We start from the raw sequence: 26,019 nt of genomic DNA, 5'->3' as shown, positions 1-26,019 counted from the left end.
AATAATAGTTTTATATGGAGCGACCGTGGCGAGAGTAACCACTTCTATGCCAAACCTATGGTTGCCGTCAGATGGATATTTTAAAGACAATGAACGAGAAAGAACGAATATTGCAGTTGAGGGAAATGCTGCATGGATATAACCGCGATTACTATGTGTTGAACAGACCGGTAATAAGTGATATGGAGTTTGACGGGCTGATGCGCGAGCTTCAAGAACTTGAGGCACGTCACCCTGATATGGATGATCCTAATTCGCCCACACGTCGTGTGGGTAGTGACCTCAGTCAGGACTTCCGCCATGTGCTGCATAAATACCCTATGCTGTCTCTTTCCAATACATATAGCGAGGCGGAAGTTGCCGATTGGTATGAGAGCGTGAAGAAAGGACTTGGCGGCGAGGAGTTTGAGGTTTGTTGCGAGATGAAGTACGACGGTCTGTCGATATCGTTGACATACAAGGACGGACGACTTGTAAGTGCCGTGACACGCGGCGATGGTGTGCAGGGTGACGACGTTACGGAGAATGTGAAGACGATACGCTCCATACCACTTATAATTAAGAATGAAGAACGGCAGGAAATGAAGAATGAAGAATTAAGAATGAAGAATGAGGGCTTGCCCGGAAGCAAAACAGATACCGCGGCAGCAAATTCTTCATTCTTCATTCTTCATTCTTCATTCCCCAATTCTCGTTCTTCATTTCCAAAGGAGTTCGAGATACGCGGTGAAATATTAATGCCGTGGAATGTTTTTGAACAGTTAAACGCTGAACGTGAGGCGGCGGAAGAACCGCTGTTTGCCAATCCGCGCAATGCGGCAAGCGGAACATTGAAAAGTATTAGTTCTGCTGTCGTGGCAAAGAGGCGGTTGGATGCATACCTGTATTACATGCCGGGAGATAACGTGCCGTGCGACGGTCATTATGAGAACCTTATGACAGCGCGGCAGTGGGGCTTCAAGATAAGCAGTGGCATGAAGAAGGTGAAGACCCTTCAGGAAATATATGACTTTATAAATTATTGGGACACGGAGCGCAAGAACCTGCCTGTTGCCACAGACGGCATAGTGCTTAAAGTTAATTCAATGCGCCAGCAGCGTGCCTTGGGATATACGGCGAAGAGTCCTCGGTGGGCTATTGCGTATAAGTTTAAGGCGGAACGTGCCTGTACGAGACTGGATGAAGTTACTTTTCAGGTGGGACGTACCGGGGCGGTGACACCCGTTGCCAACATGGAACCGGTGCAGCTTGCCGGCACAACGGTGAGACGTGCCACGCTTAATAACGAAGACTTCATACGTTCAATGGACCTGCATATAGGCGATTATGTCTATGTAGAAAAGGGTGGGGAGATTATACCGAAGATTGTAGGTGTGGATATTGACAAACGACCGCTCATGGCGCAGGCAGTGACATTTGCCCATAGGTGCCCCGAATGCGGCACGCCGCTTGTACGCTATGAGGGGGAAGCGGCATATTACTGCCCCAACGACACCGGATGCCCGCCGCAGATAAAAGGAAGGATAGAACATTTCATATCAAGAAAGGCAATGGATATTGATAGTCTTGGACCGGAAACGGTTGACGGATTTTACCGTCAGGGACTGATAAAAAACTTTGCCGACCTGTACAAGATTGATGTGCAGCAGATAAACGGAGACGGCAGCAGGCAGAAGTCGGCACAAAAAATAGTGGACGGTATAGAGAAGTCCAAATCCGTTCCGTTTGAACGTGTTGTCTTTGCACTTGGCATACGCTTTGTCGGTGAGACCTCGGCTAAACTTCTTGCACGCCGTTTCAAGAATATGGACGCCCTTATGTCTGCGACTGAAGAGGAACTCATGGAGGTTGACGGCATAGGCGGTGTGATGGCAAAGAGCATTGTGGGATATTTTGCCGATGCTGTAAACAAGGATATCGTGGAGCGTCTGTGCAGCTACGGGCTGCAGATGTCGTTGTCGGAAGAACAGTTGTCGTCGGTTTCCGACAGACTTGCAGGCAAGAGCATCGTGATAAGCGGTGTGTTCAGTCGTCACAGTCGTGACGAGTATAAGTTGCTTATCGAGCAGAACGGTGGCAGAAACGTGGGCAGTATAAGCAAGAAAACATCGTTTATACTTGCCGGAGAGAACATGGGACCGTCAAAGTTACAGAAAGCCGAGAAGCTGGGAATACCGCTTGTCGATGAGGACGGGTTCCTTAAAATGATTTCGGATGAAGGCTGATGAAGGAGAAGATAAAGAAAGAAAAAGACACGTGTCTTGTCGTTTGGTACAAGGTACATGTCTTTTTTCTTATGTTGTATCAGTTGTGTAAATCCTACCGACTTCCTTTAATCTTTTTTCTTTAAAAGTCTCTGTGATTATCTCAGCTTGTTACAGTTGTAGTGAGGCGTGACCTTTAGCACAAAGAATATCAGCGATACGGTGCAGAGCACGGAGCCTGTAAGATACACCATGTAGAACGTGAAGTGCTGTGCAATGACGCCACTGCCTACAATTCCGATACCGATGCCCACATCCCATGCCGTGAGATAAGTACTGGTGGCTGTGGCACGGCGGTTGTTGGGTGCCAGATTAATATATAAGGTGTTCATTGCCGGGAACATTATGCCGAAGCCTATGCCCAGCAACAGTGGGACAATGAAGAAGCATGCTGTTGCTGCGGAATGGCTGTAGCCGATGATAAAGCGGCATAATGCAAGCATAAGAAATGCCGTTATAACCGGATAGAACCCAAGGTGTATGCAGCGTGTGACATATCCGCGGTCGACCTGTTTGCCTGCAAAGATACGCGATATGCCCATTCCAGCCGCCATAACGGTAAAGAAAAAGCCCGATGCGGCTGTTATCCCGATTTCTTTGGCATACATTGCCACAAAGTTTGTCGTTGCCCCGTATGGTATGGACAGCAGTAAAAGCGAAAAACTTACGGGTATTCCTTTTATCAGTATAAACCTGTCCAGCGATATAGGCGGGCGTTTTGTCTGTGGCTTGACTTTTGTCTTTATTATGGAAGCAAGAACGAGTCCGGTGATGCTTGCTGTCAATCCGACAAGGAAAATCTGTTCGTATGGCATCTTGCCGTGCATGAACAGTCCCGTCATGGGACCAAGAGCCATAGCCGAGTTGTTGGTGAGACCGTAGTATCCCAAACCTTCTCCGCGTCTTGAACTCGGCATGATGTCCACACACAGGGTGTTTCCGCCCACTGTCACACCTCCGAATGCCGCTCCGTGAAGCGTGCGTATTATTATAAATAAGGTGAGAGTGCCGGCAAGCATGTATCCCACGAACGCCGTTGTGCACAGAAAATAAAACGTTATGTACAGCGGCTTGCGTGGAAAAGAGTCCATGAAATACCCCGAGAATGGGCGTATACACAGTTCGGATATGGTGTAACAGCTGAGAACGGCACCGAGAACGGCTTCCGGACACGAGTATGTCTCTTTGATATAGAAAGGAAGTACGGGAATGAGAATCCAAAAACCGAAGAAAAGAAGGAAGTTGGCTGCCAGTATGCAAAGGTAACTCTTGCTGAATAACTTGTCTTTAACCATGATGTGTGGTGTTGGTATTAAGAAATACCGAGACTGTGTGAAATACAGTCCCGGCATGCAGTATTGTACAACGTTATGTTGTTTTTAGTTTGCAGACGTGAATTCTTCGAGGAAACGAGTGTCGTTTTCAGAGAACATGCGCAGGTCGCTCACCTGATATTTGAGGTTTGTTATGCGCTCGACACCCATGCCGAAAGCATATCCCGAATATACCTTGCTGTCTATTCCACACTGCTCGAGCACGTTGGGGTCTACCATTCCGCAGCCCAAAATCTCTACCCAGCCGGTGTGCTTGCAGAAACCGCATCCCTTGCCGCCGCAGATGTGACATGAGATATCCATTTCCGCACTCGGTTCCGTAAACGGGAAGTAGCTCGGGCGCAGGCGTATCTTTGTATCGGCTCCGAACATCTCGCGGGCAAACGAGAGAAGCACCTGCTTAAGGTCGGTGAACGATACGTCCTTGTCTATGTAAAGCCCCTCTACCTGGTGGAAGAAGCAGTGCGCACGCGCAGTAATTGCCTCGTTTCTGTATACGCGTCCCGGACTTATAATACGGATAGGCGGTTGTGATGTTTCCATATAGCGTGCCTGAACCGAACTTGTATGGCTGCGCAACACGATGTTCTTTGTTACATCTTCTGCATTTTGCTCGACAAAGAACGTGTCCTGCATGTCACGTGCAGGGTGGTCGGCTGCAAAATTCATCTTCGTAAATACATGGAGATCGTCTTCAACCTCAGGTCCGTCGGCAAGAATGAAGCCCATTCGTGAGAATATGTCTATTATCTCGTTCTTTACAATGGTCAATGGGTGGCGTGTACCGAGGTCTATCGGATATGCCGAACGTGTAAGGTCAATGCCCTCATCCTGTGTTTCAGCCGTTTCGCACTGCTCCCGCAAGGCGTTTATGCGCTCCATGGCTGTCTGTTTCAGTTCGTTTATCTTTATTCCGACTTCCTTTTTCTGTTCAGCCGGAACGCTCCTGAAGTCTGCCATCAGAGCGTTGATTTCGCCTTTCTTGCTGAGATATTTCAGGCGCAGGGCTTCGGCTTCCTCTGCGTTAGAGGCTGTAAGTGTCTTGATTTCTGCCAAGAGGCTTTCTATTTTCTCAAGTATCATATCGGATAATAAGTATTAATGCGACATTAAAAATTTGTGCAAAGGTAATATTTTTGTATTAAATATGTATTGCAAATCAAAATAAAGTTGTACTTTTGCGCAAATTTGAGAGGAAGTAATACGTAAACGAATTTGTTTCCGGATATGAGAAAATGCTTTTTAACAGCCTTTGCGGTTTGTGTGTGCATGATGTTCTGGACAACGGGATGCACGGAAAGAAAGCCTATAGCAGACTCTTTGGCGGTTGATTCGGTTATCGACACAACGCTTAATGTCGATACAATGGAGCAGTTGATAGAAGAACAGCCTATGCCTGTTGCGGCAGATGAACTGTTTGACGACTTTATCTTTAACTTTGCCGCCAACCACAAGTTACAGATAAAAAGAATAAAGTTTCCTCTGCAGGTGGACGATTGCGGCGAGAAAAGAACAATTGCAAAGTCCGATTGGAAAATGGAGCATTTCTTCATGGAACAGGGGTTCTATACTCTTATCTTTGACACCGAAAGGCAGATGAATGCCGTTAAGGATACAACAATAAATAATGTAGTGGTGGAAAAGATAAACCTCGCAAATGAAAAGGTCAAGGATTATGTGTTCAAAAGGATAAACGGAGCATGGATGCTTGTTGCCATAAGAAAAAGCGAGTTGTCGCAGCACCCCAATTCATCTTTCCTTTCTTTTTATCAGAAATTTGCCACCGATGCCTCTTTTCAGGAACGGAGCCTTAACAATCCTGTAATCTTTACGGGGCAGGATCCTGACGATGATTTCAGTACGATGACCGGTGAGATTGCCCCGGAGACATGGCCCGCCTTTGCGCCTGAGTTGCCTTCAGGAAAAATATACAACATTATTTACGGACACGGCAAGACCTCAGGAAACCAGAAGATATTTCTGATGCGTGGCATTTCTAACGGAATGGAGATGCAGCTGACGTTCAAGTGTGTAGGCGGAGACTGGAAACTGGTGAAATTGTCAGAATGATTTTCATAACAGACGTACCTGTCATGGTTTGTCAAAGATCGTGATACGTCCCTTTTTTAATCAGTATTTTTTATGAAAGATATAAAGGGCTATAGCCTTGCCGCTCACAATACATTCGGCATAGACGCCGGATGCAGTCGTTTTATTGAGTTTGATAATGTTGCCGAACTGAAGTCTGTTCTGCGTCAGAGTGGCAATATTACCGAACCGAAACTTATCATTGGTGGCGGAAGCAATCTGTTGCTTACCGGCGATTATGCCGGAACAGTGTTTCATTCGGCAATAAAAGGTTTTACGTGCGAGCCGGTTTCCGATGGCGTCCTTTTGCGCTGCGGCAGTGGAGAGACGTGGGACGACATCGTAGCCTTATGTGTTGACAATGGCTGGTATGGCATGGAGAACTTGTCTCTGATACCCGGTGAGGTGGGAGCAAGCGCAGTGCAGAACATCGGAGCATACGGCGTTGAGGCAAAAGACCTTATATATAATGTGGAGGCTGTGGAGATTTCCACGGGCGAGACTTATGAGTTTTCATGTGCCGAATGCGGCTATTCTTATCGCCATAGCCGTTTTAAGGGCGAGTGGCGCAATCGTTTCATCATAACATACGTTACATATCGTCTGTCTTCCGTCTACAAACCGTGTCTCGACTATGGCAACATTCGTGGCGAACTTGCACGGAAAGGAATATCGGAACCTACGGCACGCCAGTTGCGCGAGACGATAATAGATATACGTAATGCCAAACTTCCCGATCCTAAAATAGAGGGTAATGCCGGCAGCTTCTTTATGAATCCGGTCGTACCGAGGTCGAAATATGAGGAGATAGCCGCATTATATCCAGATATGCCGCATTATACAATAGATGAAAATCACGAGAAAATACCGGCAGGCTGGATGATTGATGTCTGTGGTTGGAAGGGAAAAACACTGGGAAAAGCCGGTGTCCATGACAAACAGGCTCTTGTATTGGTAAACCGCGGCGGCGCTACGGGCAGTGACATTGTTGTCCTGTGCGAGGCTATACGCAAGGATGTGCGCGACAGGTTCGGAATAGAAATACATCCTGAGGTGAATATTGTTTAGGAGTTTTTATGTCGGTTATCTTTCGTCCACAATATTATCAGTAATATCGCAACCGCTATATCCACTACATTCCACATGGTTCTTCCCAATGCAATCTTTATAAAAGGCTGGAACAATAGGGCTAATGCCGCGAATGTAATGGCAAGTTCTTCTTTCATTTCTTTATAATACCGATATGCAATGACGGAAAATCCTGTCATGGATGCGAAACGCACCAGTTCGTAAAAGCCGTATGGCATGCGGACAAGGCACAGCAACAATAACAGTGCAAGTAACGGTTTCAGATATTTTAAGACTCCTCTTTCCATAGTTCTTCCTCCCATATTATAAGTTCCTTTGGCAGTTTAATTCTTTTAGGTTCGCCCCTTTTTCCCGTAACGAAGTAATTCTCGGCTAATGTCAAATGGAATTTCATTAGAAAAGCCTCCTTTATTCTTGTACATTTCTCGTTTATTGAGTTGTTCAGTGGGTCCGTGACGTTGATGATGCTTTTGCTGTATTTACGGTTCTTATTGTCTTTCAATGCTTTCCGCCCCATAATCATCTCGTATATGTCCGCCAGTTCGTCGCGATAGTCCGTCAACTCCTTAAATCTGATGCCCTCGTTGTGTCTTAGAAACAGTAGGAACACGGCTTTTACCAATGGTTCCATGTGTATTTCCATATCATCATAGTCAGGCAAGACAATCTTGAAATCCTTTTTTACGACAATCCTACTTAGTTTTTGTTTGGGTTTAAGCAGCTTTTCCAGCACCACCTCGCTAATGCCCATACCCCTCAGCTCTTCAATTTTCTGTTCTACAAACTTGAGTAGTTTCATTGTCTCTTTATCAAAAGCCTCGTCGGCATTTCTGTGTTCCGGCGTGTATGTAGAGAACAGAGCGGCTTCGTGGCTGAAGCATTGTTCATGGTCTTCGGATATTCTTTCGGCAAGAAAGTTAAAAAAGTCTTCGGTGTCTTTTGCTTCACTGACATCAAAATAAAAGAGAGTGAACACATAACCGTCGTTTTCCTCGCTTGAACTTTTGTTGTATTTCGCTAACGAGGGCTTGCTTATTTTGTGTCTGTTCTCCGGACGCATCATAAAGTTGAGTAGAAAATCGCTTTTGAAAGATAATGTTTCCAGATTGTTTATGCCTTCATTTCCCGGACAGTAATATCCGAAAGCATCGTTTATCCCGTTCATTATTTCCCGGTACAGCAATGGCAGATATACAAATCTTAGGTTATGATTGGCAAAGCACTTTCTTGCTGTTTCGATATTTTCCAGTATGAAACGGTTTGTCGGTTCATCATATTCGCCTTCAGTGTAAATCACTTCATTCAAGGACGTTCCAAAAGGAATGTTATCCAACTCTACTCCTCCTGTATCAAGCGAATATCGGTGACGTCTTTTCTCTCTTATTCTTTCCCATCTTGCGTATCCGGTTATTTCGCCTTTCAATATATCTATTATATCTAATGTGAAAAGTATAGGGCCAAAGATAATGGTCGCAGGATCGAGTGCGTCCCATATCTTCTTTATAGTTTGTAAAATCTTTCGCATGCAGCAAAGTTATATTAACTATGGTATATAAAAGAATGTTTTGGAAGAAAAATGACGAGGTCGTATTATAATGTTGTATTGAAAGATTGTATTCTGTTCTTGTCGGGATGTCCTTGTATATGTCTGTAATTTATAGAATGGCTATATACGGACATATACAAGGAAACTCCTATATGAGATGATTTTATTTAGACTTCCTGTTTGCTAAAACCTCCGATTAAAATGCCTAATACTTCAAATACTACGGTTATCCACCAGAAGATATTATATGCACTACTGTACAGTTCTGCCTTAAATATTGCATCGGTAAAAATACTTCTAATAAGATTAGGTATGAAGAATATCCCGTGCCATATTCCGTGATACCATGAATATGTAGTTCCAGAATTAATGTCGCATAACCACGAAGCAACAAGACATGCGATAAGTGATGGTAGGATAAGACTGTATAAGCATCCGCCTATTCCTGCACAACCGGCTAAAAAGTTTTCTTTATTTTCCATGTTTTTAATTTTTATAAGTTATATTTAGGTGATTTTCCATATTTATTTGTTTCTTTCATACTATCCATTGAACAGAAACCGATTAAGAATACGAAGTATACAAAGTTTATAAAAGATAAAAGTGATGCTGTTTCATAATCTATATATGGTGTGGCTAAGTCATTTAACAATCTAATCATATACAATACTCCAGCCCACCAACCAGAACGTCCTATATCGTGCAGTCTTCTAAATGTAATTGCGATCTCAAAATAAACTACAACTAAAGCTATGATTATCAATAAAAAGACAAATATAGAACCCAATGAACCTTCCCTGTTTGAAATAAAAGCCTCGATGTTTGTAATGGAAAAGATTATCAGGCAAAAGAGCAAAGTGTTCCACCAAAACTCAGATCTTCTTGCACGACCTTTAAAGGAAGGATTTGTATAACAATTATACAGTGCTTCTTTAAAGCTCAATCTTTTGTTATAGTTCTGTTTCATTGTTTTGTAAGAGATTTTATGGGTACGATAATTTGAATTTGTACTTTTGCTGTTATCAATGATACTGCACGAAGAACAATGGCTAATACGTTTTCGTCTTATTCTTTATCCTTTTAGATTTTTGCCCAACCCGATATGCCAACCATTATTTTATGTTTGGATGTATTTTCTTGTATTCGTCCCACCAATAGGAATGACCTTCCTCACCAAAATATTCGACATAGTGATAAGCAAGTCGTTTTATATCTAGCTTATATTTGCTTTCATATACATAGTGTAGATCACCTTCACTATATCCCAAATTTAAAGGTGGTAAATAAGTACAACATACGTTTGTAAGATCATATTTCAAAACTCCATTTACTGTAAACGGCAACACCCTTAGCCCTTCAGTTTCAATATCCGAATTGCATGGATACCAAGAGTCTTCAGTGACAAAAGAAGACATGGTTAAGTTGTTGCAACAAACATATTTGTTACAGAAATGATATGCTATTGGGACGAACCAATCTGTTGGGTCTGTTGTCGATCTACCTACTGCACGATAAAAAGAATCGCCTTCATTCATTTTATGGCACTGATATGAAATATGATTGTCATTTCTGATTGCAAGCAAATAAATCCCAGATTTCGGTGCTGTCATATCTGGTTCTAATAACAAATTCCAATGATACTTTTTCATACTGTTTTTATATTTGAGGATTTATATATTTATTTTTGAGGGGTATCAGGCATAGACAATAAACACTTGATTTTATAAAGGAATATAGGGAATGTTGTGTATATAATTAATTCAGTAATGTCATATGTACAAAAGTCTTCATAATCACGAAATGGATCAAAACTATCATAAACATGATATTTTGTAGAGAACGGCCAAAATTCACCTGCAATGTTTCTGTCCGGGTTTAAAATAGCCCCTCCTGTTAGAAATATAGTTATATGAAACATTATCCAGATTAAATATGAGGATAATAAAATTCTTTCTCGTTTTGTATAATTTTTAAATGTTTTGTTCATCATGTTTTTCGTTTTTTTATTAGTATTCTTCAATATCTTCCACATCTGCACCATTTTTTAGTGCATCTATTTTTCGTTGTAGTTTACGTATCCCTAAATCTGCTCCATATTTTAACGCATCGATTTCATTTTGTAGTTCACGTATCTTTTTCTCTCGTTTATATTGTTTATGCTTTTTATCTTGGAAGTTACCTTTTCTCAAAGCCACATCAAAGATATATGTCTTTGCAATTTCCCATTCTTTGTTTATTACCTGTATCATTTCTGAATTATTTGATGTTATGTTTCTAAACCGAGTCTTTATATTTTGTTTTCCAAAATTAGACGTTATTTTTAATGCAGACAAATTATTATTGTCCACAAGGCTTGTGAAAAGGTTAAATTCTTTGTTTTGTAATCATAATTAAATTCTTTTTGCGACATTTGGCAAAAAGAAAGGTGTGAAGCAACATTGTTGTTACTCCCTGGTATCGCCAAACACCCGTACACATACAACAATGAAGCCCACACCCAAACGGTGAGAGCATTCACTTTTTACTGTTGATGTGTACTTATGAAATTGGCGATTTCGGGTAGTACATCAAGTAAAAGTAAACACTTTCCTTTTCTCTTATGTCTTTGTTAAAGTACTATGTCATTTTTCTCTGTTTATAATTCATTTAATGCAAATATACGTATTAAATTTGATATAGAAGTAATTTTGGGAAGAATTAAATATGCACTAAATTAATTCCTCCAATAAGTTTTCGGTCCGTAATCCATAGCTTTACATGTTATAAAACTATGGGTTACGGACCGAAAACCTATGGGGTGTGTAGCCGCAGCGACGGATTTGACGCCGCTATTCCGGTTGCGCCGGAATGTCTTTCTTGACGAGTTCGAAGAAGCCGCTTATTTCCTGCTGGTCTAAAGCCTGACGTACATTGAAACGTTTTACCTGATCTTCATATCCGCGCTTCGACACTTTAATCTCTATAGTCACGTCGCGCGAGTTGTTATAGGTAAGACCTTGGATGTCAAACCCTCTTGTCTCTTCGAGCGGAGTGGTGGTAAGATATGTCTCGTTTGTGTTTTTCACCTCTGCCGGTACGCTCGAGATAACACGCCAGAAGATACGTGCTCCGCGAGAATCTGAATCGAAATACCAACGTATTATGGATTTCTCCATGGATGTCACGCCCGGATTATGGCGGTCTACATGTTGCCGCGACTCAGTCACCGTCACCGTCGGGTCGCCTTTCGTTGTTTGATTTGCCGCAGAGAAACTCCTTTTCAAGTCGCAATAAACCGTAGGATTATGTTTAAGCTGGTCTTTGGTGTAGGTAATGGCAACCGATGAAGACTCGTATCCGTTTTTACGGAAAGAGAAAATCATCATCTTCGATGCTGTCTTCTTGTCTACCTTTATGACGGCAGGAGTTGTTTGGCTTACAAGTGTACCGTTAAGATACACCGTTGCATTATCCGGATTGCTCGTCACAATGATGTCATAATCTTTTGCCGTAATGGCAGATGTATCCGCAAAAATAAAGATGAGGGCTGCAAGTGTTTGTTTGATAATACTGTTCATTTTTCTATATGTTTTTAGTTATTCGTTTTCGGAACCAACTCAAAGAAGCCGCTTATTTCCTGCTGGTCTATAGCCTGGCGCACATTGAAACGCTTGATCTGATCTTCGTATCCGCGCTTCGACACCTTTATCTCTATGGTGACGTCGTTGGCGTTATACATGTTAAGTCCGGGAATATTAAAACTGCGCGTTTCTTCAAGTGGGGTAGTGGTAAGATATGCCTCGTTGGTATTTTTCACTTCAGACGGTACGTTGGATATCACGCGCCAGAAGATACGTGCACCACGCGGGTCGGAGTCGAAATACCAGCGCAGAATTGCTTTCTCTGCATCTGTTGCACCGGGGTTCTCACGACTGACAGTCTCCGGACGGAATGGCACTTCCACCTGTGGCTCGACAACACTTTCCGAACTGGGAACCAGTGTTACATCCATAATCTTTGTTGCATACTTGTTCATTCTGCCTGTGGCAAGGTCGATTGCCATGCCCGGAAGTCCGCCAAGAAGAATGTTTCCCCAGAAAGCACCTTCTATTTTTGTTGGCAAAACAAATTCTTTGTTTTTATAGCCTTCTTTTGTTGCCAGAATTGTCATTTTCTTCTGCTTTTTCAGTTTTGCCTCGGCAAAACCGTTAGGCTTGATTTCCGTAATCGGCTGATTGTTCTTCTTATTAATCAAAACGGTTCCCGGAATACCTTTAAATTCAACATCCTGACTTGATTTTGTAAACAGTGTTGCGCATGAGGTCATAAACAGTGCGCAGATGCCCGTGATTGCAAGGAATCTTAATTTAGTGTGTATCATAAATAAATATTATCGGGGAGTATGCTGGATAATTACTAAAGCATGGCATTGAGACCAACTCCCCCTTTAAATCTCATGCCTGCTGTGAATAGTGAATTTATGAAAACGAGTTGTTTTATTACGTACTTTGTTTTTCAGATTGCTTTAATCCTGTTTCATCCGTTCTCTTTCCGGGCAAGCGGTTCAAGGAAAGCCGTTGGTATATATGCCGTGGCAACAGTGAGCAGTCCTTCTATACACGACACAAAAACATGACACTCAAAGTAATGATTTTGAGAGATTTGTTTTGTAGTTTGAGAGAAAGCATGTAAATTTGTAGATGGACTATACTGAGAATTATCGTTTGATGGTGTATGGTAAACAGACATTGTACAAATAGCATTCTATAACCTCATGTAAAACAAAAATATCCTATGAATAAGCATACTATTTTATTGGCAATAGTTGTGATTGTCGTGACTATTGTGTCATGTGGGAATAAAACACCTGATGATGAATTACGAGCTCCTCAATTTCCTTATCAATCCTATCTTGATTCGGTTGATGCTAACGAAGATGAAATTTTCCCAACTATAGGAGATGACGGTAATGGATTCAATGCTATTAGCCATAAGATACGCTATCCCCAAATACCGGATTCTTTATCTTTAAATCATTTTGCAGACTCGTTACTCCAGTTTTATAATATAGTCTTGGCATTCAATACAATGGCTTATGATATAGGAACGGCAGAAAGATATATGTCTGAGTCTGATTCTGGGCTTGAACAAGCAGATGCACTATATTCTATAAACCTTTCCGGGATTTCAGTCCGTGAAATCAAAGAACCCTTGCAATGCATCTCGCAAGATGCTGCATCATTGATTAGACGTGGAATTACACCCAATTCCGTTGAGAATAAAGCTATTGACAAACTTTATAAAGAACTGCACAATTACACTGACAATCTTTTCAATGCCCACTTGGATGAAAGTGAGTTTGATCCAAGAAGCATTATTGAGGACTATGATGTCATTCATAACAAAGCGTTGACAGATACCGTCTCGTTCCGTCATGAGTTGATGCAACGGCTACTCAGAGAAAAAATTTTTGCTCGGCGATGCGTATTGGCTCGCGAATTAGCATATGCCAACTACCGCAGTCCCGTGAGAGATGATAAAGAGCTTGTAGCAATAATAGACCAACTATTACGAGCCGGAGAATATTCTCCGCTACTTGGTGAATTATGGCGGATATGGCGATTGTCACTTCAGATAAATATATTTGGAAGCAGAAGCAACGATGGCGCAATGTATAATCTTTTCTATAATGATATGCGCAATAGTATTGCATTAACTTACATTGTTCACTTGACAACGCATCCCGGTGACAAAATAGCTTTCAAGGAGTTCATAAGATTGGCACAGGCATATAATATCGTGCGTAATAGTTCATGTATGTTTGGCAATAATGCCAATTTGGAAGATATGGAATTATTGTATTCAGTATTCAATCCTTAAGATGGAAAAGATTATGAAAACTAATGACGCTGTTGTCATATAAAAAATGCAATGGAAAATTCTGCTTGAGTTGTTTGTAAAGTGATTCTATTGCCCACCTAAGCCGGTAAATCTCAGAGATATCTTTCTACGGTGAAGTTTGTACATTCAATCAAACTGGGTAAAGATGCACGAAAGTGAATAAAGGAAGGGCAGAATATTAATCGCTAGAAAATAGTATCTTTGCAAAAGGATATAAAAAACCGGATTCATCACCAGTAACTGAGAGCTGGGAGAGGATTGACCGGGACTGCGATGCAAAAATACAATAATTCATGGAATATAAGAATATAGCAAACATTTTTTCGAGAAAGTTTTCTCAATGAAGCGCATGGAGAGATGTAATTTTTCATTGTTAATCGCGTTAGAATAATAACTTCATGAGGTAAAAAGACAGGTTTGTTTATGAGACTGACATTCTTGGGAACAGGGACATCTGTTGGTGTGCCGGTGATAGGTTGTGGCTGCAAGGTATGTAAAAGCGATGATGAACATGACAAACGCTTGCGCTGTTCGGCATTGGTGGAGACGGATATTACAAGGATATTGATTGACTGCGGTCCCGACTTCCGTCAGCAAATGCTTGCTGTTCCCTTTCGCAAGATAGATGCGTTGCTGCTCACCCATATTCATTACGACCATACCGGAGGGCTCGATGACCTCAGACCATATTGTTGTTTCGGGCAGATAGACGTTTATGCCGACAGTAATACGGCACGAGGGATAATGAAAACAATGCCTTATTGTTTTGAAGAAAAACGCTATCCCGGTGTGCCTGATATAGGTTTGCATGTGATACATCCGCACGAACGGATGTGTGTTGGCGATATTACGGTGTTGCCTGTGCAACTGTTTCACGGCAATATGCCTATCTTGGGATACAGAATAGGCGACTTGGCTTATATCACCGATATGAAAACAATGGACGACCGTGAACTTGAACTCATCAAAGGGGTACGTGTATTGGTGGTAAATGCGCTACGCTTCGCTCCGGAACACCATTCCCACCAGAGCGTTCCCGATGCCATAAAGTTTGCAAAAAGGGTAGGGGCGGACAGAACTTTCTTTATACACTGCAACCACGATATAGGTCTTCATCGCGAAGTCAACGCAACCTTGCCCGGTGGTATGTCGCTTGCATACGACGGACAGACGGTGGATCTATAGTTGAAAAAGGCGTTATTTCTTCAACTTCCTGTATAGTTTCCATGCAAACAACATGCCGTCTACCACTCCGGCACCGGTGTTTACAATTCCGGAGACGCTTAATCCTTTCCTGCCTTTTGCCACCGGCTTGTTGAAAAGCCCGTGCCACAGTGTGTTCATCTCCTTGCTGTCCTTGCGTATCTCCTTCAACAGTTCAGCCTTGCGCTGCTGTATTTCGTTAAGCGATGTATATTGCGGACGCTGCCGTGTCTGTTCTGTCATATTGTTATTTTTCCATTAATAAACCGGTGATGAACCTTATAAGCGGCTTTTCTATCCAAGTTTTTCTGAATAAGAATAAAAGCAGGAATATAATAATGTATACCGCTGCTACTATACAGAACGCTCCCGGATATCCTATATGCGGTCCCATGGCGTATGCAGCGGCAAAGGACAGATATATAAGGATAATCACAATGAACAGGAACAATACCGAGAATATCAGCAGACCGGTTATAAGTCGTACGACTTTTTCGATTACATCAAGCCTCAGATATTCATTCTGAAGCCCGATGTAATGTCTGAACATCTCTATAAGACGTCCTACGATACCGATATTTCTGTCGTTGGAAAACATCTTTCGTGTTCTCTTATATTACGTCTGTTTCCGTTGCAGCCTCCTGTATGTCGTCTGCAAAGTCGCATATCTCCTTGCGGCTCAGTTTAAGATTGTGCTTCTTGCAAAAATCATCTACGGCATCTGTAATCTTTTCGCGTGTGTCCTTTCCCTTCTCCGGAGCTATCAACAGACCTAAAGCAGTTCCTGCAATGGCGCCGCCGAGAAATGCACCGATGTAACCTAATGTTTTCATACTCTTTTTAGTTTATATAGTTATACATGTTTCTATCCGTTTCCGTTTAACGGACGTAAGTTGGTGTTCCGAAAACAAATATACGGCGTTTTCTTTTTCATAACAAAAAAGTGCTGCTTATTTTTGTTAAAATTGTGCCATTATGCTCATTTAACAAACTTTATGTGCGTTTTTCCCTTTAATTAAGCTTATTTTGTGTAACTTCGCAAAGTATATTGTTTTATCTTGAAATAAAGTTTAATTTCTAATAACATCAGAAAATTATGAAGAAGTACATGGTACTGTGTGCCGGTTTGTGTGTGGCACTTGCTTTTACAAGTTGTAAATCCTCCGAAAGCGCCTATCGTAAAGCATACGAGAAAGCTCAGGCACAGGAGCAGACAAACGTTGCGCCGCAGCCGGTAGAAGAGATTGCGGTTGTAACTCCGGTTGTTGAGAAGCCGGCAACAGAGACAGTTGTTGTAGACAATGCGGACAATGTTCCTGTCCGTCAGGAAACTTTGTCGGTAATTAACGGTGCCGGTCTTAAGAATTTCAATGTCGTTGTAGGTTCGTTCTCCGTAAGGGCAAATGCCGAAGGACTGCAGAATACGCTGAAGAACAGGGGCTATGACGCTCAGGTTGCTTATAATTCGGCAATAAACATGTACCGTGTCGTTGCGGCTACATCCGACTCCAAGAGCGAGGCTGTGAGCAAGCGCGATGCTCTCCGTTCGCAGTATCCTGACGCATGGCTGCTGTTTAACCAGCGATAAACTTTAATATACGTGGCTCGTATCCTTTCAATAGATTACGGGAAGAAACGTACAGGCTTGGCAGTCACCGATCCTCTGAAGATTATAGCAGGAGGATTGGCGACTGTTTCTACGCATGAGCTGTTCGAATATGTGCAGGCTTATGTCGGTCGTGAGCCTGTAGAACTGATCGTTGTGGGCAAGCCGTTGCAGACAAACGGACGCCCGAGCGAAAATCTTGCCCGTGTGGAACAGTTCGTAAACCGCTGGCGCAAGGCTCGTCCGGATATCCCTGTAGAGTATTATGACGAGCGTTTTACCTCTGTCATGGCACACCGGGCGATAATAGACAGCGGACTTAAGAAGAAAGCAAGGCAGAACAAGGCACTTGTAGACGAGATAAGTGCAACGATAATATTGCAGGGATATATGGAGTCGAAGCGCATTCTTCTGTGATGTATCCCGCTTTGTCAAGTTAAAAAATCAATTGCTTAATATAATGATATTACCTATATATATATATGGACAGCCTGTGCTGAGAAAAGAGTCGCAGGACATTCCGGCAGACTATCCCGGACTGAAAGAACTCATCAGTGACATGTTTGAAACACTTACGGCATCGGAAGGCGTAGGGCTTGCCGCGCCGCAGATAGGCAAGGACATACGCCTTGCCGTGATAGATCTCGATGTGCTTTATGATGATTCTGATGAATTCAAGAAGTATAAGGACTTCCGCAAGGCATACATAAACCCGCATATACTCGAATATGACGATACGGAAACGGAGACAATGGAAGAGGGATGCCTGTCGTTGCCCGGCATTCACGAGAGGGTGACGCGTCCGAAGCGCATCCTTGTGAAGTATCTCGATGAAGACATGCAACCGCATGAAGAGTGGGTTGACGGCTATCTGGCACGTGTAATGCAGCATGAATTCGACCATTTGAACGCAACAGTGTTTACCGACCGCATATCCCCGTTACGCAAACAGCTTATAAAGAGTAAGATGAAAGCTCTTCTTCAAGGACGTTACCGTTGCGCATATCGTACAAAGGCGGCGCCCAAGCATCGTTAAATGAGAAACATAATCCTCATCATACTTACACTTCTGCCGTCTGTCGCAGGTGCGCAGTTCAACACCGACAGGCTTGTGATGGTGGGGCGCAGCGCGCTCTACTACGAGGATTATGTGCTTTCGATACAATATTTCAATCAGGCAATCAACTCCAAGCCCTTTCTTTATGAGCCGTGGTTCTATCGCGGCGTGGCAAAGTTCTATCTTGACGACTTTACCGGGGCGGAGTCCGATTGCTCCAAGGCAATAGAGCTGAACCCCTTTGTGCCCGATGTCTTTGAGTTGCGCGGTTTTTGCCGTATACGCCTTAAAGATTTCAAGGCAGCCATTGCCGACTATGACGAGACAATAAAGTATAACCCCGACAAGAAAAATCTGTGGTACAACCGCGTGTTGTGCCGCATGGAGGACAAGGACTATGAGGGCGCGCATTCCGATCTTGACAGGATGATAAGCCGTTGGCAATCATATTCCAAGGCATACGCACTGAAGGCTGAGGTCTGCATGCAGCAGAAAGACACGCTTGAGGGCGTGAAGTATCTTGACAAGAGTCTTGAAATAGACCCTTACGACGCCGATGCCTGGTCTGTAAGGGCAATGATAAGTCTTTCGCGCTCGCAGTGGAAAGACGCCGACATGCAGCTCGGCAAGGCGATACACCTGAAGCCTCATACCGCAGGCAACTATGTAAACCGTGCCCTTGCGCGCTATAACATCAATAACCTTCGCGGTGCCCTTGCCGATTATGACAAGGCGATAGAGATAGAGCCTGAGAATTTTCTTGCACATTACAACCGCGGACAGCTGCGTGTGCAGGTTGGCGACGACAACCGCGCTATAGAAGACTTCGATTTTGTCGTGAAAATGGAGCCGGACAACGCTCTTGCCATTTACAACCGCGGTCTTCTTCGCGAGCGGACAGGCGACATACGTGGGGCAATCAACGACTATTCGGCTGTGATAAAGCAGTTTCCCAACTTCTGGGTGGGGCTTAACCGCCGTGCACATTGCTATCGTCTGCTGGGCATGACGGGCAAGGCGGAGATGGACGAGTTCCGCATATTCAAGGCACAGAACGACAAACACAACGGCATACAGCCACGGTGGAGCAGGAAGATGCGGCGCAGTGTGCGCAAGAAGAGCGACATAGACATGGATAAATACAACCAGCTTGTCGTTGCAGACGACAATACCGTGGACCATGAGTATGCAAGCGACTACCGCGGACGCGTGCAGAACCGGAAGACCGATACCGGTTTTCTGCCCATGTACCGCCTGTCGTTCACACGATACACCAACGGAATAAAGTCATATCAGGTGTTCGACAACGAGATAGAGACATTCAACCGCGAGTGTCGTCCGCGCCATACCGTTCATATCAACTGCAATTCAAAGGCACTTGATGCGACAGAGACCGAAGCATGTTTTGCGCTTATAGACACGCTCTCGGCAGAGATAGACCACTCGGGCAGTACGAAGACAAGTCGCGGACTGCTGCTTCAGAGGGCTGTGGCATACATCGTAACCCAGAATTTCGATGCCGCCGCGAACGATCTCACCACTTATACACAGATAGACAGTACTGCATCGTTTGCTTATTGGCAGCGTGCCGTGTGCCAGACAATGATGAACGAGTTCAATGCCTCGCAGGGAATGGAGACGGAACTAAAGGGCATGCGTGCGTTGGCAGACTTCGACAAGGCTCTGTCGCTGACTCCCGGCAATGCGTACATATATTATAACCGTGCCAACCTGCATGCCATGCGCAAAGACTACGCCGCTGCCGTAGCCGACTATACACGTGCCATAGAAATAGATCCGCGCCTTGCCGAGGCTTATTATAATCGCGGTCTTGCGCGTATACATCTGAATAAGAAGGCGGAAGGCATACAAGATCTCAGCAAGGCGGGCGAATTGGGCATATACGGTGCCTACAGTGTCATAAAGAAAAACAGGTGACGCCGGGTGCCGGTCTGTATTGTATTTATTATAAATACCATTATTGTGGTATTGCACAACACGCATAACCTGCTTATCTTTGCATAAACATTCAAAACAAAATAGATATGGCAGCAATTTATCAAAGTCTGACGGAACTAATAGGCAGGACACCGCTCCTGCAGTTGAGAAACATAGAGAAAGCAGAAGGGCTTAAGGCTAGGCTTATAGCCAAGATAGAATATTTCAATCCCGGTGGAAGCGTAAAGGACCGCATAGCTCTCGCGATGATAGAGGCGGAGGAAAAGAAGGGTAATCTTGTCCCCGGCTCGGTGTTGATAGAGCCTACGAGCGGAAACACCGGCATCGGGCTGGCGTGGGTGGCGTCGGTAAAGGGGTATAAGCTGATACTCACCATGCCCGAGACGATGAGCATAGAGCGCCAGAACCTGCTTAAGGCGCTTGGCGCCACGCTTATTCTGACACCCGGAAGCGAGGGAATGAAGGGAGCCATACGCAAGGCAAACGAGCTGAAAGAGCAGATACTGGGCGCGGTGATACCCCAACAGTTTGAAAATCCGGCAAATCCGGCAATGCATGTAAGGACCACTGCCGAGGAGATATGGGCGGATACCGACGGGCAGGTGGATATATTCGTTGCCGGAGTGGGTACGGGCGGAACGCTCAGCGGTACGGCGCAGGGCTTGAAAAACCATAATCCGGCTGTCAAGGCAGTGGCGGTAGAGCCTGAAACATCACCGGTTCTTTCCGGCGGACAGGCGGGACCGCACAAGATACAGGGCATAGGAGCGGGGTTTGTGCCCAAGAACTTTAATGCCGTAATGGCGGACAGCATTGTGAAAGTCGGTGATGACGATGCCATACGCACGTCGCGTCTGCTTGCCCGGAAAGAAGGATTGCTTGTCGGCATATCGTCCGGCGCAGCCCTTTATGCCGCCATACAGCTGGCAAAGAAAGAGGAGAACGCCGGCAAGACCATTGTCGCCCTTCTTCCCGATACGGGCGAGAGATACCTCTCCACGGTGCTTTACGCCTTCGAAGACTATCCCCTTTAATGCTTTAGTGTGTTTGTTTACTCGTAGGGCATGGACCAATACAAAACATTTATCATAGCAGACAATCAGGATATCACCCGTGCCGGAATGCACGGGTATATCTCTTGTCTGTTTCCCCGCAGCACAATAAAAGACGTATCGTGCAAGAACGAACTTGTTTCAGCCATTGTTGACAGTGGAAAAGAGGTTGTCATTATAATAGACTACACCCTGTTCGACATAAACGGTGCCGATGAGATGCTTATTCTTGCAAACCGTTTCAGACAGAGTTACTGTCTGCTGTTCTCAAATGGCTTGGGAGATGCGTTTATACGCCGGCTCTCTTCCGAGCCGAATGTCGGCATGTTGCTGAAAGAATGTGCCGATGACGAAATCCGCAGTGCGTTGTTTTCCGCTGTTGCCGGCAGGCACTTCCTATGCGGTATGATAAAGGAACAACTTGCATCCTTGCCCGCGCAATGCACCGGAATGTCCTCGCTGACGGCAACGGAGACCGAGATTTTGCGGCTCATAGCACACGGTAAATCGGTTAAGGAGATAGCCGCGTTGCGCATATCGAGCGTCCACACAATCGTAACACATAAGAAAAACATTTTCCGAAAGCTGGAAATAAACAACGTATATGAGGCAACGCGGTATGCGTTGCGTGCAGGACTTGTGGAAATGGCGGACTATTATATATGACAGACATTCCCACCGATGTCCTCTGATGAGTACTTACGGACGGGGACAACGGATATGCTATGGCTTTTCCACTCAATTGTTTCTTCCTGTGAGTTGGTTATTACAAGAAGATTGTCGCAATGAAGTTCGTTTGCAGCCTCTGCAAGAGCATCAAGTTCGCGCTTGCGTGTCTTTACGGAAGTCATGTCATGACATACTTGTATCAGTTGCTTTACTTTTGTACCATTACAGGTTACGAAGTCAATCTCTTTGTCATTGCGCGACCGATAGTAGAACATAGTCTGCCCCGGGGCATATCCACGCCGTAACAGTTCGACGAAGATCTGGTTCTCCAACAGTCTGCCGAGGTTCTCGCTGAGGCTGAATGCCGTGCTTTGTACAAACCCGTTATCGATGACATATACTTTATTTGGAGTTTTTTTCATCAGTTTTATTTTGTAATTGAAACGCGGAAGAAAGAAGAACAGATATGGTTCGGCAAGATAATTGCAGAATTTCTTGGTAGTGGCGACGCTTGCCAATCCTAATCTTTCCGCAAGTTCATTGGCGGAGACAGGATTGCAGAAGTTTGACAGCAGATAAGACGCCAGATTGTACAAGTCTGTAGTGTTGCGAACGTTATGTCTCTTGGCAACATCTTTAAGCAGTATCGAGTCGAATAGTGTTGAAAGATAGTTTTTTGTTATGTTGCGTGCCTGTATTGTTTCCGGATATCCGCCGTTGCGCAGATAGTCGTCTGTCAGCGCAACTATCCTTGACTTCTGTTCATCTTGCGGCATACGCATGTCGATACCGTTCCATTTCATTGTCTCATCGAGGCTGAACGGTAACATTTCTATCTGTAAATATCGCCCGGTCAGTACTGTTGCCATTTCACTACTCAGCATTTTTGCATTACTTCCGGTTATTATCAGATTTGTTCCGCGGCGATATAGCTTGCCAACCCATAAATCCCAATCGGGCAGATTTTGAATTTCGTCAAACAAAAGATACTCGTATCCGGGATAAACATTGTCAAGCATGGTCATAACCAAATCTTCATCCCAGTTCTTCAGCAGTAGATTGTCGTCAAAGTTAAGATATGCAAAGTTTTTTCCTTGCAGCATCAACAATGCAAACACAGACTTTCCCGTACGTCGCGGACCGGTAATGAGCTTTATTAACGGATTTGCAAGCAGTTCATCCGTCTTATATCTTGTCTCTCTTTGCAGATACGGACGAGCCATAAGTTCGTCACGCTCTGCTTTCTGATTAAGGATTATACTTTTCATGTTATGCCGTCTTTGACTGCAAATATATCCATTTTTATTCAATTAAAACGCTGTATTGAATAAAATATGGCATTTTTTATTCAGTATAGTGACATTATTGAATATTGTGAGTGATGTTAAGCTATGAAATTTTAAAGGAAATAAGAGCCGTTATATGCCTTGTGCCGCATGACGATAAAGGACACATCGTATTGGAATAAGTAACAAGACATCCGTATTTTATCTTCCTTTTTCTTCCCATTTCTTTTTACTTTTTTCTCCTTCTTCCCGTTACGTTTTTCATAGTTTACGGTTTGTTGTTGTTTTACAATGTGTAAGAGAAATGACAGTTTGCCTTTCTTTCTGCTTTTTCCAAACTCTCCATGCTTGCGATATTTGCGCATTCCAAAAAAGTTTTCCGTAAATATCGCGTAGAAATGTGTGCAGTTGTAAAGTGTGTAATACCAACGTTTTATGTTGTTTTTATGTCGTAATGTGCATCGCGTGATGCTTTTTATAGGTTAAAGAAGCGTGTTTTTGATGCTAAAGCATGCTGTTTTGCATCCTAATACATATTGTTTTGTGTCATAAAGTTGCGTGTTTTGCACCCTGAAGATGCCTGTTTTGGGATGTAAAATGCCATGTTTTGCAGTCTCACTTGGCTGCTTTTACGATATTAAAGCACTTTGACGTCAATGTATCCCGTGTAGTTTGATTGTTTTCACGTGAGTTTTTCAACTTACATACTGACATGTTTTTCAGGGAAATACTTGCACGCTGATTTGTGTCTTTTACGGTTAAATATGTCAGTACACATGCTCCAAGAAGGAAACATTGCCTCATCGGACAAGTGTCCCAAAGTATTCCGGAACCGATAAATATTACGTAGTGACCACAGAATTTGGAACTTGTATGCCCAAAATCTTAAGAAAAAAGATTAACTTTGTAATCAAAGACGCGAGTTCGGGATAACGGACATCCGAACATATCCTCCTCATGTAGGGACATATTCTTGTATTTGTCCGCACGCATCGAAGAGGCGTTCAGATAAGAAGTCAAGGTCTTCAATACCAATGCCTTGTCGTTGTGTCATTTTTATCTGTATGAACAGTATAAAGAACGCCTCTATGAGGCGTGCGGACAAATACAAGAATATGTCCCTACATGAGGAGAACACGACTGAAGCTATTATTTCTTATCCCGAATTCACGTAATCAAAGCGTAGTGTGCAAGGACACATTATAGTGTAAAAAAGTAAGAATATTTGAAATGGAAAGTTTGTTATGGATACAAAGACTCTTGAATTTGTAACATATTGTATAAGCAAGCTCGCGCATGTGTTGAATATGAGCCAGCGCGAAGTATACCAAAGGCTAAAGCAGTCGGGCATACTCTATGACTATATAGTGCCATCGTATGATGTCCTGCATACTTTCAGTTCACGTTATCTTGTGGAAAACCTCACCGATTATATGAGGGAGAAAGGAGTATTGTAGCAATGAAAACTGCTTGACGAATGTCTGAAACATATTGAAAGCAAACAGTTATGACCGAAGAAAGCAAATTGGCTTGTCAAGCCATAAAGAGTGCCAATATTATAAAGAGCTTGTGTGAACTCTACGGAGTGTCACTCAAAGAAGCAACGGATATATACTATCAATCCGATATATCGGAATTGATGGAAGAAGGTGTTGCAGAATTGCATTGTCGTAGTGACAAATATCTCGCTACGCTTATTTGGGATGAACATAAGGAAGATACGGGTCATCTTGTAGTCCCCACGTTAATATAACTATTTCATTACCACTGTAAACAATTTTATATAAAACTGATTTATCATGAAAAAGACAATCTTGCTGCTGATAGTGGCATTTGCCGCAACGGCAGTTATGGGACAGCGCAGCCTTACGCTCAGTGTTCCCAAGTGCACAACGTTCTTTAAAGTCGGGACTGACGGGCTGAACATGAGAAAAAGACCCGATGCCGCCGGTGCAAAACTTATGGCATGGCATTCGGATGCAGGTTCTTATGAGACCGTTACAAAGTATTATTTCAGTGATGAGAACCGCGGACGGTATAAAGCCAATGACTATAACGGGGCTTATATCGAAACGGTTCATCCTGATAAGGATGCGTTGCTGCCCGTAACAGGTGAGAGCGGCGACTGGGTACAGGTGGAGTGGCTTGCGGACAATGTGTGCATGAAAGCATACGTGATGAAGAAATTCGGTACGCTGATGACAGTTTCTGACACCGGTCTTGAAGGCTTCTGTCCGTCAATGAGCGAATACGACCTGAACGGTAATGAGATGTCGAGGGTGAATGTGGCGACTATTCATCGCCCCATGGGCAAATATAAAGACCTTAAATTCAGTCTGAAGACAGACGAAAGCTATTCCGTAGACGACCCGTTCTATGCAACGTTGCGTTTCCCGTTCCTGATAGACGGCAAGTATCTTGCCGTTGAGACTGCCAATATACAGGTGAAACCGGTGCGTGGACTTCGTGCTTCGTCGCTATATTGGGAAAAGGAATATGGCATGGACGACGAGGTGTTTTATACAACCACACTGAAAATAGAGGCTTGTGCCAAGAGCATGCAACAGCAGACTGTGGAAAACATCCTGCTGAATATGACTGACCGGCAGTTTGAAATGATGCTTGACAGTGTGCTTTTCAATAATGACGAGTATCCGCTTGAGATATGGATACGCTCCGACCGGCAGTCATACGAGATGCTGAACACCAATATGCAGTATTCTTCCTACCCGAAATGCAGGCAGACATTTACTTTCGGCGACAGGAACAGCACCGTAAGGAAAGAGTAATAAGGCACAATGATGCGCTGTCATGGGATATTCTATGGACAGCCGTAATGTTATATTCCACTTGTTTTTATGAAGCTTCCAAATCGAAGTGCAAAACTTTGATTATGGAATAGCCATTACCTCACTCCTCTCGTGAGGGGCTGCCCGAGCGGCGGGGGCGGACGAGACCGCCCCCGAGAGCGGACAACAGCAGGATA

The 26,019-nt window shown here is 43.7% G+C and carries 29 protein-coding genes; 14 read left to right on the top strand and 15 right to left on the bottom strand.

The window, feature by feature from the left end; all coding sequences use genetic code 11:
- Positions 1-89: 89 nt before the first annotated feature.
- Positions 90-2,225, top strand: a complete 2,136-nt coding sequence (gene ligA / locus HPS54_RS05275; protein WP_253951942.1) for an NAD-dependent DNA ligase LigA — start codon at positions 90-92, stop codon at positions 2,223-2,225.
- Positions 2,226-2,362: 137 nt separating this feature from the next.
- On the opposite strand, the gene HPS54_RS05270 is transcribed toward ligA, so the two are convergent.
- Both HPS54_RS05270 and pheS read right to left on the bottom strand, forming a co-directional pair.
- On the bottom strand, positions 2,363-3,559 hold the full coding sequence (locus HPS54_RS05270) for an MFS transporter (RefSeq protein WP_172344424.1): 1,197 nt from the start codon (positions 3,557-3,559) through the stop codon (positions 2,363-2,365).
- 84 nt (positions 3,560-3,643) lie between these two features.
- The gene (gene pheS / locus HPS54_RS05265) at positions 3,644-4,681 is read right to left on the bottom strand and encodes a phenylalanine--tRNA ligase subunit alpha (protein ID WP_172344423.1); all 1,038 of its coding nucleotides are present in this window, start codon (positions 4,679-4,681) and stop codon (positions 3,644-3,646) included.
- A gap of 144 nt (positions 4,682-4,825) precedes the next feature.
- Between pheS and HPS54_RS05260 the strand changes: the two genes are divergently transcribed.
- Both HPS54_RS05260 and murB read left to right on the top strand, forming a co-directional pair.
- Positions 4,826-5,668, top strand: coding sequence for a DUF4348 domain-containing protein (locus HPS54_RS05260; RefSeq protein WP_172344422.1), 843 nt, complete (start codon positions 4,826-4,828; stop codon positions 5,666-5,668).
- A 72-nt stretch (positions 5,669-5,740) separates the two neighbouring features.
- Positions 5,741-6,754 (top strand): UDP-N-acetylmuramate dehydrogenase, encoded by a 1,014-nt coding sequence (murB, locus tag HPS54_RS05255; protein WP_172344421.1) that lies wholly within the window; start codon positions 5,741-5,743, stop codon positions 6,752-6,754.
- On the opposite strand, the gene HPS54_RS05250 is transcribed toward murB, so the two are convergent.
- The 9 genes from HPS54_RS05250 to HPS54_RS05210 form a co-directional block, all read right to left on the bottom strand.
- Complete coding sequence (locus HPS54_RS05250) at positions 6,751-7,062, bottom strand: DUF6804 family protein (RefSeq protein WP_172344420.1); 312 nt, start codon at positions 7,060-7,062, stop codon at positions 6,751-6,753. The genes murB and HPS54_RS05250 overlap by 4 nt on opposite strands.
- On the bottom strand, positions 7,044-8,300 hold the full coding sequence (locus HPS54_RS05245) for a hypothetical protein (RefSeq protein ID WP_172344419.1): 1,257 nt from the start codon (positions 8,298-8,300) through the stop codon (positions 7,044-7,046). The genes HPS54_RS05250 and HPS54_RS05245 overlap by 19 nt, the downstream gene beginning before the upstream one ends.
- Before the next feature lie 188 nt (positions 8,301-8,488).
- Complete coding sequence (locus HPS54_RS05240) at positions 8,489-8,803, bottom strand: hypothetical protein (protein WP_172344418.1); 315 nt, start codon at positions 8,801-8,803, stop codon at positions 8,489-8,491.
- An 11-nt stretch (positions 8,804-8,814) separates the two neighbouring features.
- Positions 8,815-9,288: a DUF805 domain-containing protein gene (locus tag HPS54_RS05235; protein ID WP_172344417.1), complete on the bottom strand. Its 474-nt coding sequence runs from the start codon at positions 9,286-9,288 to the stop codon at positions 8,815-8,817.
- A 145-nt stretch (positions 9,289-9,433) separates the two neighbouring features.
- Complete coding sequence (locus HPS54_RS05230; protein ID WP_172344416.1) at positions 9,434-9,970, bottom strand: hypothetical protein; 537 nt, start codon at positions 9,968-9,970, stop codon at positions 9,434-9,436.
- A 29-nt stretch (positions 9,971-9,999) separates the two neighbouring features.
- A complete protein-coding gene (locus HPS54_RS05225) occupies positions 10,000-10,311 on the bottom strand; it encodes a hypothetical protein (RefSeq protein ID WP_172344415.1) in 312 nt (103 codons plus the stop codon).
- A gap of 16 nt (positions 10,312-10,327) precedes the next feature.
- Positions 10,328-10,669 carry a hypothetical protein gene (locus tag HPS54_RS05220; protein ID WP_172344414.1) on the bottom strand — a complete coding sequence of 114 codons (342 nt, stop codon included), beginning with the start codon at positions 10,667-10,669 and terminating at the stop codon, positions 10,328-10,330.
- A gap of 480 nt (positions 10,670-11,149) precedes the next feature.
- A complete protein-coding gene (locus HPS54_RS05215; protein ID WP_172344413.1) occupies positions 11,150-11,878 on the bottom strand; it encodes a PEGA domain-containing protein in 729 nt (242 codons plus the stop codon).
- Between the two features lie 14 nt (positions 11,879-11,892).
- Positions 11,893-12,681, bottom strand: a complete 789-nt coding sequence (locus HPS54_RS05210) for a hypothetical protein (RefSeq protein WP_172344412.1) — start codon at positions 12,679-12,681, stop codon at positions 11,893-11,895.
- 413 nt (positions 12,682-13,094) lie between these two features.
- Between HPS54_RS05210 and HPS54_RS05205 the strand changes: the two genes are divergently transcribed.
- A complete protein-coding gene (locus HPS54_RS05205) occupies positions 13,095-14,180 on the top strand; it encodes a hypothetical protein (protein ID WP_172344411.1) in 1,086 nt (361 codons plus the stop codon).
- Between the two features lie 444 nt (positions 14,181-14,624).
- On the top strand, positions 14,625-15,386 hold the full coding sequence (locus HPS54_RS05200) for an MBL fold metallo-hydrolase (protein WP_172344410.1): 762 nt from the start codon (positions 14,625-14,627) through the stop codon (positions 15,384-15,386).
- A 12-nt stretch (positions 15,387-15,398) separates the two neighbouring features.
- Here HPS54_RS05200 and HPS54_RS05195 read toward each other — a convergent pair whose 3' ends face one another.
- Genes HPS54_RS05195 through HPS54_RS05185 form a run of 3 tightly spaced genes read right to left on the bottom strand, consistent with a single transcriptional unit; the run spans position 15,399 to position 16,237 of the window.
- Positions 15,399-15,647 carry a hypothetical protein gene (locus tag HPS54_RS05195; protein ID WP_172344409.1) on the bottom strand — a complete coding sequence of 83 codons (249 nt, stop codon included), beginning with the start codon at positions 15,645-15,647 and terminating at the stop codon, positions 15,399-15,401.
- A 4-nt stretch (positions 15,648-15,651) separates the two neighbouring features.
- Positions 15,652-16,002 carry a phage holin family protein gene (locus HPS54_RS05190; RefSeq protein WP_172344408.1) on the bottom strand — a complete coding sequence of 117 codons (351 nt, stop codon included), beginning with the start codon at positions 16,000-16,002 and terminating at the stop codon, positions 15,652-15,654.
- Between the two features lie 13 nt (positions 16,003-16,015).
- Positions 16,016-16,237 (bottom strand): YtxH domain-containing protein, encoded by a 222-nt coding sequence (locus tag HPS54_RS05185; RefSeq protein ID WP_172344407.1) that lies wholly within the window; start codon positions 16,235-16,237, stop codon positions 16,016-16,018.
- Positions 16,238-16,500: 263 nt separating this feature from the next.
- Between HPS54_RS05185 and HPS54_RS05180 the strand changes: the two genes are divergently transcribed.
- The 6 genes from HPS54_RS05180 (at position 16,501) to HPS54_RS05155 (ending at position 21,744) form a co-directional block, all read left to right on the top strand.
- Positions 16,501-16,992 carry an SPOR domain-containing protein gene (locus HPS54_RS05180; RefSeq protein ID WP_172344406.1) on the top strand — a complete coding sequence of 164 codons (492 nt, stop codon included), beginning with the start codon at positions 16,501-16,503 and terminating at the stop codon, positions 16,990-16,992.
- Between the two features lie 12 nt (positions 16,993-17,004).
- Positions 17,005-17,427 carry a Holliday junction resolvase RuvX gene (gene ruvX, locus HPS54_RS05175; RefSeq protein ID WP_172344405.1) on the top strand — a complete coding sequence of 141 codons (423 nt, stop codon included), beginning with the start codon at positions 17,005-17,007 and terminating at the stop codon, positions 17,425-17,427.
- 43 nt (positions 17,428-17,470) lie between these two features.
- On the top strand, positions 17,471-18,046 hold the full coding sequence (def, locus tag HPS54_RS05170; protein WP_172344404.1) for a peptide deformylase: 576 nt from the start codon (positions 17,471-17,473) through the stop codon (positions 18,044-18,046).
- Complete coding sequence (locus HPS54_RS05165) at positions 18,047-20,005, top strand: tetratricopeptide repeat protein (protein ID WP_172344403.1); 1,959 nt, start codon at positions 18,047-18,049, stop codon at positions 20,003-20,005. It begins immediately after the preceding gene.
- Between the two features lie 107 nt (positions 20,006-20,112).
- Complete coding sequence (cysK, locus tag HPS54_RS05160) at positions 20,113-21,060, top strand: cysteine synthase A (protein WP_172344402.1); 948 nt, start codon at positions 20,113-20,115, stop codon at positions 21,058-21,060.
- 30 nt (positions 21,061-21,090) lie between these two features.
- Positions 21,091-21,744: a helix-turn-helix transcriptional regulator gene (locus HPS54_RS05155; RefSeq protein WP_172344401.1), complete on the top strand. Its 654-nt coding sequence runs from the start codon at positions 21,091-21,093 to the stop codon at positions 21,742-21,744.
- Here the strand turns inward: HPS54_RS05155 and HPS54_RS05150 are convergent.
- Positions 21,735-23,015, bottom strand: a complete 1,281-nt coding sequence (locus HPS54_RS05150) for an ATP-binding protein (protein WP_172344400.1) — start codon at positions 23,013-23,015, stop codon at positions 21,735-21,737. The two genes, HPS54_RS05155 and HPS54_RS05150, sit on opposite strands and share 10 nt — an antisense overlap.
- Before the next feature lie 1,262 nt (positions 23,016-24,277).
- Here HPS54_RS05150 and HPS54_RS05145 point away from each other — a divergent pair.
- The 3 genes from HPS54_RS05145 to HPS54_RS05135 are packed head-to-tail and all read left to right on the top strand — an operon-like array spanning position 24,278 to position 25,822.
- Positions 24,278-24,490: a DUF3791 domain-containing protein gene (locus HPS54_RS05145; RefSeq protein ID WP_172344399.1), complete on the top strand. Its 213-nt coding sequence runs from the start codon at positions 24,278-24,280 to the stop codon at positions 24,488-24,490.
- 50 nt (positions 24,491-24,540) lie between these two features.
- Positions 24,541-24,786 carry a DUF3791 domain-containing protein gene (locus HPS54_RS12835; RefSeq protein ID WP_216653042.1) on the top strand — a complete coding sequence of 82 codons (246 nt, stop codon included), beginning with the start codon at positions 24,541-24,543 and terminating at the stop codon, positions 24,784-24,786.
- A gap of 46 nt (positions 24,787-24,832) precedes the next feature.
- Positions 24,833-25,822 carry a hypothetical protein gene (locus HPS54_RS05135; protein ID WP_172344398.1) on the top strand — a complete coding sequence of 330 codons (990 nt, stop codon included), beginning with the start codon at positions 24,833-24,835 and terminating at the stop codon, positions 25,820-25,822.
- The last annotated feature ends 197 nt before the right edge of the window (positions 25,823-26,019 follow it).

Source organism: Xylanibacter caecicola, from assembly GCF_013166515.1.
In the GTDB taxonomy this organism is placed as follows: domain Bacteria; phylum Bacteroidota; class Bacteroidia; order Bacteroidales; family Bacteroidaceae; genus Prevotella; species Prevotella caecicola.
Note: the sequence above shows the minus strand (reverse complement) of the source record. Positions and strands in the feature narration are given on the sequence as shown.

Bases quoted from the DNA above. Each gene is read 5' to 3' on its own strand.
- ligA (WP_253951942.1), top strand. From the start codon at position 90: ATGAACGAGAAAGAACGAATATTGCAGTTGAGGGAAATGCTGCATGGA.
- HPS54_RS05270 (WP_172344424.1), bottom strand. From the start codon at position 3,559: ATGGTTAAAGACAAGTTATTCAGCAAGAGTTACCTTTGCATACTGGCA.
- pheS (WP_172344423.1), bottom strand. From the start codon at position 4,681: ATGATACTTGAGAAAATAGAAAGCCTCTTGGCAGAAATCAAGACACTT.
- HPS54_RS05260 (WP_172344422.1), top strand. From the start codon at position 4,826: ATGAGAAAATGCTTTTTAACAGCCTTTGCGGTTTGTGTGTGCATGATG.
- murB (WP_172344421.1), top strand. From the start codon at position 5,741: ATGAAAGATATAAAGGGCTATAGCCTTGCCGCTCACAATACATTCGGC.
- HPS54_RS05250 (WP_172344420.1), bottom strand. From the start codon at position 7,062: ATGGAAAGAGGAGTCTTAAAATATCTGAAACCGTTACTTGCACTGTTA.
- HPS54_RS05245 (WP_172344419.1), bottom strand. From the start codon at position 8,300: ATGCGAAAGATTTTACAAACTATAAAGAAGATATGGGACGCACTCGAT.
- HPS54_RS05240 (WP_172344418.1), bottom strand. From the start codon at position 8,803: ATGGAAAATAAAGAAAACTTTTTAGCCGGTTGTGCAGGAATAGGCGGA.
- HPS54_RS05235 (WP_172344417.1), bottom strand. From the start codon at position 9,288: ATGAAACAGAACTATAACAAAAGATTGAGCTTTAAAGAAGCACTGTAT.
- HPS54_RS05230 (WP_172344416.1), bottom strand. From the start codon at position 9,970: ATGAAAAAGTATCATTGGAATTTGTTATTAGAACCAGATATGACAGCA.
- HPS54_RS05225 (WP_172344415.1), bottom strand. From the start codon at position 10,311: ATGATGAACAAAACATTTAAAAATTATACAAAACGAGAAAGAATTTTA.
- HPS54_RS05215 (WP_172344413.1), bottom strand. From the start codon at position 11,878: ATGAACAGTATTATCAAACAAACACTTGCAGCCCTCATCTTTATTTTT.
- HPS54_RS05210 (WP_172344412.1), bottom strand. From the start codon at position 12,681: ATGATACACACTAAATTAAGATTCCTTGCAATCACGGGCATCTGCGCA.
- HPS54_RS05205 (WP_172344411.1), top strand. From the start codon at position 13,095: ATGAATAAGCATACTATTTTATTGGCAATAGTTGTGATTGTCGTGACT.
- HPS54_RS05200 (WP_172344410.1), top strand. From the start codon at position 14,625: ATGAGACTGACATTCTTGGGAACAGGGACATCTGTTGGTGTGCCGGTG.
- HPS54_RS05195 (WP_172344409.1), bottom strand. From the start codon at position 15,647: ATGACAGAACAGACACGGCAGCGTCCGCAATATACATCGCTTAACGAA.
- HPS54_RS05190 (WP_172344408.1), bottom strand. From the start codon at position 16,002: ATGTTTTCCAACGACAGAAATATCGGTATCGTAGGACGTCTTATAGAG.
- HPS54_RS05185 (WP_172344407.1), bottom strand. From the start codon at position 16,237: ATGAAAACATTAGGTTACATCGGTGCATTTCTCGGCGGCGCCATTGCA.
- HPS54_RS05180 (WP_172344406.1), top strand. From the start codon at position 16,501: ATGAAGAAGTACATGGTACTGTGTGCCGGTTTGTGTGTGGCACTTGCT.
- def (WP_172344404.1), top strand. From the start codon at position 17,471: ATGATATTACCTATATATATATATGGACAGCCTGTGCTGAGAAAAGAG.
- HPS54_RS05165 (WP_172344403.1), top strand. From the start codon at position 18,047: ATGAGAAACATAATCCTCATCATACTTACACTTCTGCCGTCTGTCGCA.
- cysK (WP_172344402.1), top strand. From the start codon at position 20,113: ATGGCAGCAATTTATCAAAGTCTGACGGAACTAATAGGCAGGACACCG.
- HPS54_RS05155 (WP_172344401.1), top strand. From the start codon at position 21,091: ATGGACCAATACAAAACATTTATCATAGCAGACAATCAGGATATCACC.
- HPS54_RS05150 (WP_172344400.1), bottom strand. From the start codon at position 23,015: ATGAAAAGTATAATCCTTAATCAGAAAGCAGAGCGTGACGAACTTATG.
- HPS54_RS05145 (WP_172344399.1), top strand. From the start codon at position 24,278: ATGGATACAAAGACTCTTGAATTTGTAACATATTGTATAAGCAAGCTC.
- HPS54_RS12835 (WP_216653042.1), top strand. From the start codon at position 24,541: ATGACCGAAGAAAGCAAATTGGCTTGTCAAGCCATAAAGAGTGCCAAT.
- HPS54_RS05135 (WP_172344398.1), top strand. From the start codon at position 24,833: ATGAAAAAGACAATCTTGCTGCTGATAGTGGCATTTGCCGCAACGGCA.